At 59.0% G+C, this 11,648-nt stretch carries 9 protein-coding genes and 1 pseudogene; 4 read left to right on the top strand and 6 right to left on the bottom strand.

What is annotated here, in order from left to right:
* Positions 1-48: 48 nt before the first annotated feature.
* A pseudogene (locus AB5Y92_RS12895) lies at positions 49-450 on the top strand (kinase/pyrophosphorylase); the annotation flags it as partial.
* Between the two features lie 239 nt (positions 451-689).
* On the opposite strand, the gene AB5Y92_RS12900 reads toward AB5Y92_RS12895, so the two are convergent.
* Positions 690-1,025 (bottom strand): hypothetical protein, encoded by a 336-nt coding sequence (locus tag AB5Y92_RS12900; protein ID WP_368226913.1) that lies wholly within the window; start codon positions 1,023-1,025, stop codon positions 690-692.
* 347 nt (positions 1,026-1,372) lie between these two features.
* On the opposite strand from AB5Y92_RS12900, the gene AB5Y92_RS12905 reads away from it, so the two are divergent.
* A complete protein-coding gene (locus AB5Y92_RS12905; protein WP_005352966.1) occupies positions 1,373-2,755 on the top strand; it encodes an amino acid permease in 1,383 nt (460 codons plus the stop codon).
* A 101-nt stretch (positions 2,756-2,856) separates the two neighbouring features.
* On the opposite strand, the gene AB5Y92_RS12910 is transcribed toward AB5Y92_RS12905, so the two are convergent.
* On the bottom strand, positions 2,857-3,183 hold the full coding sequence (locus AB5Y92_RS12910; protein WP_368226910.1) for an ArsR/SmtB family transcription factor: 327 nt from the start codon (positions 3,181-3,183) through the stop codon (positions 2,857-2,859).
* 106 nt (positions 3,184-3,289) lie between these two features.
* Between AB5Y92_RS12910 and AB5Y92_RS12915 the strand changes: the two genes are divergently transcribed.
* The gene (locus AB5Y92_RS12915; RefSeq protein ID WP_216962066.1) at positions 3,290-4,360 is read left to right on the top strand and encodes a permease; all 1,071 of its coding nucleotides are present in this window, start codon (positions 3,290-3,292) and stop codon (positions 4,358-4,360) included.
* Between the two features lie 126 nt (positions 4,361-4,486).
* Here the strand turns inward: AB5Y92_RS12915 and AB5Y92_RS12920 are convergent, their stop codons facing one another.
* Positions 4,487-5,197, bottom strand: a complete 711-nt coding sequence (locus AB5Y92_RS12920) for an HAD family hydrolase (RefSeq protein WP_149152670.1) — start codon at positions 5,195-5,197, stop codon at positions 4,487-4,489.
* Between the two features lie 203 nt (positions 5,198-5,400).
* Between AB5Y92_RS12920 and AB5Y92_RS12925 the strand changes: the two genes are divergently transcribed.
* Positions 5,401-6,954 (top strand): PAS domain-containing methyl-accepting chemotaxis protein, encoded by a 1,554-nt coding sequence (locus AB5Y92_RS12925; protein WP_164537082.1) that lies wholly within the window; start codon positions 5,401-5,403, stop codon positions 6,952-6,954.
* A 91-nt stretch (positions 6,955-7,045) separates the two neighbouring features.
* Here AB5Y92_RS12925 and gcvP read toward each other — a convergent pair whose 3' ends face one another.
* The 3 genes from gcvP to gcvT form a co-directional block, all read right to left on the bottom strand.
* Entirely contained in the window at positions 7,046-9,922 is a 2,877-nt protein-coding gene (gcvP, locus tag AB5Y92_RS12930) for an aminomethyl-transferring glycine dehydrogenase (RefSeq protein ID WP_368226911.1), read from the bottom strand.
* A 298-nt stretch (positions 9,923-10,220) separates the two neighbouring features.
* A complete protein-coding gene (gene gcvH / locus AB5Y92_RS12935; protein ID WP_005333898.1) occupies positions 10,221-10,610 on the bottom strand; it encodes a glycine cleavage system protein GcvH in 390 nt (129 codons plus the stop codon).
* An 85-nt stretch (positions 10,611-10,695) separates the two neighbouring features.
* Positions 10,696-11,648, bottom strand: a 953-nt coding sequence (gcvT, locus tag AB5Y92_RS12940; protein WP_368226912.1) for a glycine cleavage system aminomethyltransferase GcvT, incomplete at its 5' end; no start/stop codon positions are given.

Below are 11,648 nucleotides of genomic sequence, written 5' to 3' on the forward strand. Positions count from 1 at the left end.
TTACCTGTGTTGTACGGTGGGTCAATATAGATGAGTTTCACTTTTCCCACCAGGGAGTACGATGAGGCGGACATCATCCTGATCGGGGTCTCCCGCTGCGGCAAGACCCCCACCAGCCTCTATCTGGCGCTGCAGTTTGGCATTCGCGCCGCCAACTACCCCTTTATCGAGCAGGACATGGGGATGCTGGAGCTGCCCGCCCCCCTCAAGGCCAACCGTCACAAGCTGTTTGGCCTCACCATAGCGCCGCAGCGGCTGCACGAGATCCGTAACCAGCGCCGTGCCAACAGCCGCTACTCCTCCATCGAACAGTGCGAGCAGGAGCTGGCCTGCGTGGAGCGACTGTTTCGCCAGGAGGCGATCCGCTTCCTGGATACCAGCTCCCACTCGGTGGAGGAGATCAGCGCCAAGGTTCTCGAGGCAACCGGTCTGCGCCGCCAGCTCTGTTAAGCCAGCTTGACAGCTATCGGCATCAACAAAAGATAAAAATTACAGTGTCGCGGCGAAAGTCAGCTGTGGCGAACTGCAATTCACATAGATGACAGTGAAAAGCGTGGATAAAAAAGGGATAAGCACCACAAATGCTTATCCCTCTTCTTGTCGACCTTAGCGTTGCGCCCTTGTCACCTGCAGCCAGTTAGCCGCTATTCGATTCCGTTCTGCTGCGCTCGGCAAACAGCCAGCGTTAACTAACGATTGAGCTCTGGGTTGTTCATCAACCGGGCATAGAAGGCCAGCAAACCGTGGCGCAGGCGAACCCGCTCCGCCAGCCAGCCGCCAACGAGCGCCCCCGTTACCCCACCCGCCAGCAACAGCGACTGCCAGTAGTGCAGCAACTCCTGATCACCGAGTAACAGCCAACCCAGCAACATAATCGCGGCCACCAGCAACAACAGCGGACTGGCGGCAATCCCTAACCAGAGCGCCACCTGTACACCCCGGGCAACCCCTTGTTGCAACACGCCTTCGCGTTCCCTGTGCTCCCACTCCCTGCACTCTTCCTTGCACTCCCGCTTGTTTGGCATCATTTGCATCCATTTGTGGCTTGGCACCACAAAAGCACACCAACAAGACAAAATGTCAACAAAACAGAATTCGATTGCACAAACATCAACCAAAAACTACCAAGAAGCCTCTTCAGATCATGAAAAAGCTGCCTTTGGTACAAAACACGGCCATTAGAGATGGAAAACAGGTGCATTCATGGCGGATTATCACTATTCTGCTTCGGTTGCCAGCCAACACTAAAAATTGCAAATGGCATGGTGTAACGAAATAAATACAGCTTTCGTCAGGTTTTGGCTACGCACTGCGGCCTGCTCAGGATGAGCCCAACACCGACCAGAGACAACAGAGACGTAAGGACAGACCCATGGATTTGAAACAAGACGGTGAGGAGCTGAAGCGCGGCCTTAAAAACCGCCACATTCAGTTGATTGCTTTGGGCGGCGCCATCGGCACCGGCCTCTTTCTGGGCATTGCCCAAACCATCAAGATGGCAGGCCCCTCAGTCCTGCTGGGTTATGCCATCGGCGGCTTTATCGCCTTCCTGATCATGCGCCAGCTCGGTGAAATGGTGGTGGAAGAGCCGGTAGCCGGTTCATTCAGCCACTTTGCCTACAAATACTGGGGCGAGTTTGCCGGTTTTGCGTCCGGCTGGAACTACTGGGTGCTCTACGTGCTGGTGAGCATGGCCGAGCTGACCGCGGTGGGCATCTATGTCCAGTACTGGTGGCCCGAGATCCCGACCTGGATGTCGGCAGCCTTCTTCTTCGTGCTGATCAACGCCATCAACCTCTCCAACGTCAAAGCGTTTGGCGAAATGGAGTTCTGGTTCGCCATCATCAAGGTGGTCGCCATCATCGGCATGATTGGCTTTGGCGGCTATCTGCTCCTCTCCGGTGCCGGCGGACCCGAGGCAAGCGTCACCAACCTGTGGGCTCAGGGCGGTTTCTTCCCCAACGGCATCAGCGGTCTGGTGATGGCAATGGCGGTGATCATGTTCTCCTTTGGCGGTCTGGAGCTGGTGGGCATTACCGCCGCGGAAGCGGACAACCCCGAGAAGAGCATTCCCAAGGCCACCAATCAGGTGATCTACCGCATCCTCATCTTCTACATCGGTGCTCTGGCTATCCTGATGTCCCTCTACCCTTGGGGTAAAGTGGTGGAAGGCGGCAGCCCGTTCGTGATGATCTTCCATGCACTGGACAGCAACCTGGTCGCCACCGTACTCAACATCGTGGTGCTGACGGCGGCACTGTCGGTCTACAACAGCTGCGTCTACTGCAACAGCCGGATGCTGTTCGGGCTGGCCAAACAGGGCAACGGCCCGAAAGCCCTGCTCAAGACCAACAAGAGCGGCGTGCCGCTGGTGGCCCTCTCGGTCTCGGCCATCGCCACCCTGCTCTGCGTGCTGATCAACTACCTGATGCCGGGCAAGGCGTTCGGTCTGCTGATGGCGCTGGTGGTCTCCGCACTGGTGATCAACTGGGCGATGATTAGCCTCGCGCACCTCAAGTTCCGCAAGGCCAAGGTCGCAGAAGGCGTCCAGCCCAAGTTCAAGGCGTTCTGGTATCCCTTCGGCAACTATCTCTGCCTCGCGTTCATGGCTGGCATTCTGGTGATCATGTATATGACCCCCGATTTCCGCATCTCGGTCGAACTGATCCCAGCCTGGCTGGTGGTACTGGGTATTGGCTTTGTCATCAAGCGCAAAGGACAAGCTCAAAGCAAGGTCGCAGCCAATCTGGGTTAATGCCCGAATCTAGCGACATCAATGCAAAACGCCGATCACATGATCGGCGTTTTTTTTATTGCGCTCAGCGCAACTGACCGCACTACTAGCAGCCATAGCCCTCAGGATGGCAGCTCTTGCCTTTGATCTTGCCGATGCTCCGGGCTGTTGACGCAACACTCATCGCGGAAAAAGGCGATGATCTCCTCCAACACCGCGTATTGAGAGACGCAAAGCAGGGTGCGACTCTCCCGGTTTTGCTTCACCAGCCCCACCGAGACCAGCGCCGCGATATGGTGGCTGAGGGTGGAAGCGGGGATCGCCAGCTGCTTTTGCAGCTCACCCACCGGCTGCCCCTGCTCTCCCGCCTTGACCAGATGCTTGAAGATAAACAGCCGGGTCGGATGACCCAGCTCTTTCAATGCCTTGGCGACCTCTTCCAGTTGCATCTCTGCGCCCTCCACAAATTTGATATTTCGATAATACCAGAAATATCTTGACCGGCCATTCATTTCGATTATTTTGGAAATATAGAAACCAAGTGAGGATACGACAATGAATGAGTGGTTAACCATGCTGACCGATGCAGCCCAGATGTTCCTGTTTCTGGCTGTCGAGCTGTCGGTTCTGTTTCTGGTCATTAGCGCCGGGGTCAGCCTGATCCGTCAGAAGATCCCCGACGAGAAGATCCAGCGGATGCTGGGGGCGAGACATGGCAAGGGCTATCTGCTCTCGGCCCTGCTCGGCGCCGTCACCCCCTTTTGCAGCTGCTCCACCATCCCCATGCTGAGAGGGCTGCTCTCGGCCAAGGCTGGCTTTGGCCCCACCCTCACCTTCCTGTTTATTTCGCCACTGCTGAACCCTATCATCGTCGGCTTGATGTGGGCCACCTTCGGCTGGAAAGTGACCCTGCTCTACGCCGTGATCGCCGCCAGCGTCTCCGTCATGGCGAGCATGCTGCTCGACAGGCTCGGGTTCGAGCGCCACGTCATCGACCCCAAAGAGGCCACCCCCTCTTGCGGTAGCGACTGTGGCCCGGCGACCCGCGCCACAACTCAAACAAATTGCAGTGATAACCAACGCGGTACCATTCGCGCAATCAAACAACTCAAGGGGACGGCGTGCTGCCCGGCTCCGCAACCAGAGATGGCAGAACAGGCTACCCTCCCCTGCTGCGGCGATGGCACGGCTGCCCTGACCAGAGCGCCACAGCTCCCCACCGCCTGGGTCAAAGCTCGCATCGATGCCTGGCAGCAGTTCAAAACGGTATTGCCCTTCCTGCTGCTGGGGGTGCTCATCGGCTCGTTTATTTACGGTTTTATTCCGGCCGAGTGGATCGCCGCCCATGCTGGCGCCGACAACCCGCTGGCCATTCCATTCAGCGCCATCGTCGGGATCCCGCTCTACATCCGTGCCGAGGCCGTGATCCCGCTGGCATCGGTGCTGCTGGGCAAAGGGATGGGGATGGGCGCCGTCATGGCGCTGATCATCGGCAGTGCCGGTGCCAGTCTGACTGAGGTGATCCTGCTCAAATCCATGTTCAGAACCCCGATGATTGCGGCCTTTCTTACCGTGATCCTCGGCATGGCGATCCTGATGGGCTACCTGACGCAACTGCTGTTTTAAGTCGCCCATCATTAAACAGACAGGGTGTTAAGCCAGCTGAGTGTGAAACCATCAGGCTTCCCATAGACAAAACGCCGATCAACTGGTCGGCGTTTGTCTATTCCGTACGGCAATCTGCAACCGGCGTTACAGATATTGCCCGACGATGGGGAGCAGATCCTCGACGTCACGGGCGATATGGTCGGGTTGGTGTTCCCAGCGCTCCGGGGTCGCGCGGCTATAGGCGACAGCCACCGATATCACACGGCTCTGCTCGCCAAGCGCCGCTTGTAAATGACGGGCAAACTGCACATCCGCTTCATGGTCACCGATATAGATCAGCGACTGGCACCTGGCTGGGCCGAAGATAGACTCCAGACATTTGAGGCCACCGAAAGGATGAGGTTTTTGCTTCTGTCCGGGCACGTCATCATAGCCGACCACAGCCTTGAACAGGCTGTTCACGCCATGCAGCTCCAGTACCCGGCGAATGTTTTTTTGGGAGTTCTGCGAACAAATTCCGTGGGGAATGGCAGAGAAATGGTCAATCACCGCCTCCAGCCCCGCAAAAAACCGCACCTCGGTCCGGTTCATCTCCTGATGCTTGGCCCACAGACTGCCAGCCAGCACCATCTCGTCCCGCGACAAACCGTAGTAATCCATATAGAGCGCCTGCCAGTTCTTGGCGGCGTGATTGGCATGGTGATACTCCGCTTCGCTGCGCAGATAGCGCGGCAGATGTTCTCCGGTCAGATGGGGGGCGACCTCAGCCAGGATCTGCTTGGTGATATCGATATTCTTCGGCACCGAATTGACCAGAGTACCGTCATAATCCCATAAAATCGCATCCAACTTCATTGCGTTACCTGTCTCGCTGCACAGCCATAAGTCACGCCATGTTACTTGGCTTGCCTCCCCTCGCCAAACCGCACTGTAAAAATGTGAGACCCATCCCGTCCCCACGCAGTAGCACAAGAGTTAATGTGCAACAACACAATAAATGAACATCCTCTGCCATACTCAGACGAAGTATTCCGTTACGCCGAAACCGGAGTCTGATCATGGTAACCAGCTCGCTTCACACCACAGATACCGAGGTTGAATTTGCCGACGATATCCAGTTGGTATCGACGACCGACCTCAAAGGGGACATCACCTACGCCAATCCGGCGTTTTGTCAGGTGGCAGGCTATCGCCTGGAAGAGATGTTGGGGCAGCATCACAATCTGGTGCGCCACCCCGACATGCCCAAGGCAGCGTTTGCCGATCTCTGGGCCCACCTGCAGGCGGGCAAACCATGGCGAGGCATGGTAAAAAACCGCTGCAAGGATGGTCGCTATTATTGGGTTGATGCCTATGTCACCCCGATTTATGAAGATGGCAAGATGGTGGGTTACCAATCCGTCCGCTGCCGCCCCGCCGCAGAGCACAAAGCGCGTGCCAGCCAGATGTACAAAACCCTTAAAGCACGTGAAACCGGCTCTGCAATTCATATGGGCCTGCGTCAGCTCACTCCGGCCATGATGACCATCCCCCTGCTGCTCGTCAGCGTGATCAGCGCGCTCTGGCTGCTCTCACCGCTGCAGGCGCTCTGGGTCATCATTCCCCTCTTGGCAACAATCTGGTTCAATCGCCACCCTCTCTTCCTCACGCCGCGATTCTTGCAGCAGCTCGAGCAGGATTACGACAGCATCAGCCGCCTTATCTTCTCGGGGGATGCCCCCCACAGCATCGCCGATTTCCATATCAAACTCGGGCAAGCGAGGATCCGTACCGTGCTCGGCCGGGTGGATGACACCACGGCTTCGCTCAATGCCATGGCCAATGACCTGCGCGGCTCCGCCTCGCTGGCCAGCCAGGATATCTCTTCGCAAGACACGCAGATCCAGCAGATTGCCACCGCCGTCACCCAGATGGCCTCGGCCGCCGAGGAGATCAACCGCAATATTCAAGACAGCAACAGCCAGATCGAAGAGGCCCGCCGCCACTGCATCACCACCAGCACCCAGCTTTCGGAAGCGGGAGAAGAGATGTCGGCGCTGGCCACCCAGGCGGAGCAAGCCTTCCAGTCAGCCGTTGAGCTGGCGAGCGAATCCGAGCGGATCGGCACCATCATGAGCGAAATTCGCGGCATTGCGGATCAAACCAACCTGCTGGCGCTCAATGCCTCCATCGAAGCCGCACGGGCAGGCGATCAGGGGCGTGGCTTTGCAGTGGTGGCGGACGAGGTTCGCAGCCTGTCGACCAGAACCCACAAGGCGACAGAGCAGATCCAGAACAGCATTGGCCATATCCAGCAAACCCTGGGGGGATGGAAAGAGATGATGCATCTCAATGTGACCAGAACCAACGCCTGCCTCGCCACCACCCGGGCAAGCACCGGCAACCTGAATCAGGTTGTGGTCGAGATAGACAAGGTCTCTGACTTTTCCAACCAGATCACCGCCGCGGCCACCGAGCAACAAGCGGTCATCGAGGAGATCAGTCGCAATATCAACCAGATATCCTCGCTCTCTCACGATAACAGTCTAAAAATCGACCAAGTGAGTGAAACCAGTGCCAACTTGCAGAGCAAAGCGAGCCAGCTCAAGGACTTAAGCCGGACGTTCGGATAGCAGCATGCAGATCAAGTCCATGTAAACGAAGGGCCATCCGTCTGGGTGGCCCTGTTGTTTATACGGCTTAACTGTTGCACCTAAACGCCACTTACTTGGCGTAATCCTGGGTCGGAATGCAGGAGCAGAACAGGTTGCGATCGCCGTAGACGTCGTCGATGCGGTTGACCGAGGGCCACAGTTTGCTGGCACGCACGGCGTCGGACGGGAAGACCGCTTCGGCGCGGCTGTAACCACGGGACCACTCTGCATCCATCACGTCATCCTGGGTGTGCGGCGCATGGACCAGCGGGTTGTCGGCGAGGCTCCACTGCCCCTCCTGCACCTTGGCAATCTCGGCGCGGATGGAAGTCATCGCCTCGACGAAGCGATCCAGCTCGCGCTTGGATTCAGACTCGGTCGGCTCGACCATCAGGGTGCCCGCTACCGGGAAGCTCATGGTAGGCGCGTGGAAGCCGTAGTCCATCAGCCGCTTGGCCACGTCCATCTCGCTGATGCCAGAAGCCTCCTTGAGCGGACGGATATCCAGAATGCACTCGTGGGCCACCCGACCGTTGCGGCCAGAGTAGAGCACCGGGAAGGACTCACCCAGCTTCTTGGCCAGATAGTTGGCGTTGAGGATGGCCACCTGAGTGGATTTCTTCAGTCCTTCGTCACCCAGCATGGCGATATACATCCAGCTGATGGGCAGGATGCTGGCCGAGCCGAACGGTGCCGCCGACACGGCGCCGTTGTCACGGCTCTCCTTGTCGGTCTTGACCACGGCATGACCAGCCACGAACGGTGCCAGATGCTTCTTCACGCCGATGGGGCCCATGCCCGGGCCGCCACCGCCGTGAGGAATGGCGAAGGTCTTGTGCAGGTTGAGGTGAGAGACGTCCGCCCCGATAAAACCCGGCGCAGTCAACCCGACTTGCGCGTTCATGTTGGCGCCGTCCAGATAGACCTGACCACCGTGCTGGTGAACGATGTCGCACACCTCCTTGATGGTCTCCTCATACACCCCGTGGGTGGAGGGGTAAGTCACCATCAGACAGGAGAGTTGATCCCCCGCCTCGGCCGCCTTGGCGCGCAGATCGTCGAGATCCACGTTGCCGGACTTGTCACAGGCGGTGACGATCACCTTGAGCCCCGCCATCTGGGCTGAGGCCGGGTTGGTTCCATGGGCAGAAGCCGGAATGAGGCAGATGTCGCGATGCCCCTCGCCGCGGGATTCGTGGTATTTCTTGATGGCCAAGAGACCAGCGTACTCGCCCTGAGCACCTGAGTTGGGCTGCATGCAGACCGCATCGTAACCGGTCACCTTCACCAGCCAGTTTTCGAGGTCGGCCAGCAGCAGTTGGTAGCCCTTGGCCTGTGCCAGCGGGGCGAACGGGTGCAACTTGCCGAACTCGGGCCAGGTCACCGGGATCATCTCGGCGGTGGCGTTGAGCTTCATGGTGCAAGAACCCAGGGAAATCATGGCGTAGTTAAGCGCCAGATCTTTTGCTTCGAGACGGTGGATATAACGCAGCATCTCGGTTTCGGAGTGGTACTTGTTGAACACCTCGTGGGTCAGCACGGCATCGGTGCGCAGCAGATCCTGCGGGATAGCGTGATGGGCCTGGGCCGCCTTGTCGAGAGCCTCGATATCGAGCCCATGACCTTGACCAAGGAAGAGATCGAACAACTCGGCCACATCGCCGCGAGTGGTGGTTTCAGAGAGGGACACCCCTACCGAGCCATCCAGATCTGCGCGCAGGTTGATGCCGAGCCCCTCGGCCTTGGCAATCAGCGCCGCCTTGTCGGTAGTCTGCACGGTCAGGGTATCGAACCAGCTGGCATGCTTGAGGGCCACCCCCTTGGCCTTGAGGCCAAGCGCCAGAATGGTAGTGAGACGGTGCACGCGGGAGGCGATGGTTTTCAGTCCCACCGGGCCGTGGTAGACGGCGTAGAAGCTCGCCATGTTGGCCAGCAGCACCTGAGCGGTACAGATGTTGGAGTTGGCCTTCTCGCGGCGGATATGCTGCTCGCGGGTCTGCATCGCCATACGCAGAGCACTCTTGCCGCGGGCATCCTTGGAGACGCCGATGATACGGCCCGGCATGGAGCGCTTGTAGGCATCGCGGGTAGCGAAGAAGGCGGCATGTGGGCCACCGTAACCCATTGGCACGCCAAAGCGCTGGGCGGAGCCCAACACCACGTCGGCACCCAGCTCGCCCGGGGATTTGAGCAGCAGCAGGGAGAGCAGATCGGCGCTGACGCAGGCCAGCCCTTTCTGGGCCTGTACCGCGGCAATCAGGGCGCGCAGATCTTTCACCTCACCTGTGGTGGTGGGGTACTGGAACAGGGCACCGAACACCTCTTCGCTCACTGCATCGCTCGCGGCGCCAACCGCCACGTCGAAACCAAAGTGAACCGCGCGCTCCTTGACCACGTCGATCACCTGCGGGTGCACGTCATCGGCCACGAAGAAGAGGTTGGACTTGGACTTGGCCATCCGTTTGGCCAGCGCCATCGCCTCGGCGGCGGCGGTCGCTTCATCCAGCAGGGAGGCGCTTGCCAGATCCATGCCGGTGAGATCCAGCGTCAGCTGCTGGAAGTTGAGCAGGGCTTCGAGACGGCCCTGCGCCAGCTCGGGCTGATAGGGGGTGTAGGCGGTATACCAACCCGGATTTTCCAGCACGTTGCGCAAAATGACATGGGGCACATGGGTATCGTGATAACCCATGCCGATATAGCTCTTGGCAATCTTGTTCTGGGCGGCATAACCCTTGAGCTTGGCCAGCGCCTCCACCTCGGTCATGCCGGCACCGATGCCGAGCGGGCCCGGCAGGCGAATGGTGGCAGGCACGGTCTGGGCAATCAGATCGTCCAGGCTTTCGGCTCCGACGGTTGCCAGCAGCTGGCGCAGCTCTTCCTCGCCCGGGCCGATATGGCGGCGGACAAAATCGGTTTTTTGCTCGAGTTCAAACAGTGACTGGGTCATTTCCCTATTTCCTGATAAATAAGTCCTGGCATGACATCCTGATAACCAAGACCTGATGTTCCTGATCGTCGGCAGATACCGACTCCACTCATGTTCTGGGTCCCGCAGACAGGATGCGGCACCGGATGCTGCGGCAGCATCAAGAGGGGATCGCCTTGTTGCGAACCGGCCCGTTTGCCCTGGCAAAAGCAGGCAAGCAAACGGCAGGCGCGGGCGACTTCACCCTTCCACCGGCCGGTGCTTGCCCGGCTGGCGGTCATACAAAGGGGCCCTGCTGTGTTGGCAGGGCCCGGGGGCATTACTCTTCGTCCACCACGTTCTGGTAGCCTTCGGCATCCAGCAGGTTGGCCAGCTCGCTCTCGTCATCGAGCTTGATGCGGAACAGCCAGCCAGCGCTGTAGGGGTCGGAGTTGACCAGCTCGGGGCTCCCTTCCAGCTCTTCGTTGACGGCAATGATCTCGCCGCTCACCGGGCTGTAGATGTCGGAGGCCGCCTTGACCGACTCGGCCACGGCGCAATCGTCACCGGCACTGACCTGCTTGCCCACTTCCGGCAGCTCGACAAACACCATGTCACCCAGCAGCTCCTGGGCGTGCTCGGTGATACCGACCACGGCCTCGCCGTTGGCTTCAACACGGATCCACTCGTGGGAAGTGGCATATTTCAGTTCGCTCGGGATATGGCTCATTTGTGCTTCCTTTGATCTTTGAGTCGCGTTTAAAAACGAATATGAAAAGGGATGGGGGGAGGCACAGCCCTCCCCCAAGACGATGTTAAACCAGCTTCTGGCCGTTACGGACGAAAGCGGGCTTGGTGACCTTCACGGTGACCAGCTTCTTGCGGATCTCCACCTCGGCCAGCTCACCGATATCGCGGGGCACCCGCGCCAGGGCAATACTGTAGCCCAGGGTGGGGGAGAAAGAGCCGGAGGTGATCACACCTTCCCGCTTCTCACCGTTTGCCGCGGTGAAGGTAACGGGCATACCGGCACGCAGCACCCCTTTCTCTTCCATCACCAGCCCCACCAGCTTGGGCTGGTTGCCCGCCGCTTTCTGCGCTTCCAGCACGTCACGGCCGATGAAATTGCGATCGCTCGGCTCCCAGGCGATGGTCCAGGCCATGTTGGCGGCGAGTGGAGAGATTGACTCGTCCATATCCTGACCGTAGAGGTTCATCCCCGCCTCCAGGCGCAGGGTATCGCGGGCACCGAGGCCGCACGGAGCCACACCGTTATCCAGCAGCGCTTGCCACAGCTCGCAGGCTTTCTCTTGCGGCACCACGATTTCATAACCATCCTCGCCGGTGTAGCCGGTGGTGGCGATAAAGAGATCGCCAGCCTGCACGCCGAAGAAGGGTTTCATCCCCACCACAGCAGTGCGCTGGGCGGCGCTCAGCACGGCAGCAGCCTTGACCTTGGCGTTGGGGCCCTGCACCGCAATCATCGCAAGCTCGGGACGCTCGGTCACTGTGATGTCGAAATCGATGGCGTGATGGCGGATCCAGGCCAGATCCTTCTCACGGGTAGCGGAGTTGACCACCAGTCGGTAAAACGTATCGCCAAGATAATAGGTGATGAGGTCATCGATCACACCGCCTTCCGGATTGAGCATGCCGCTGTAAAGGGCCTTGCCTGGGGCCGTGAGTTTGGCCACGTCGTTGGCCAGCAGGTGTTGCAGAAAGGCTTTAACCCGTTCGCCGGTCAAATCGACGATGGTCATGTGGGAGA

The organism is Aeromonas sp. R1-1, from assembly GCF_040908495.1.
GTDB classification, from domain to species: Bacteria; Pseudomonadota; Gammaproteobacteria; order Enterobacterales; family Aeromonadaceae; genus Aeromonas; species Aeromonas veronii.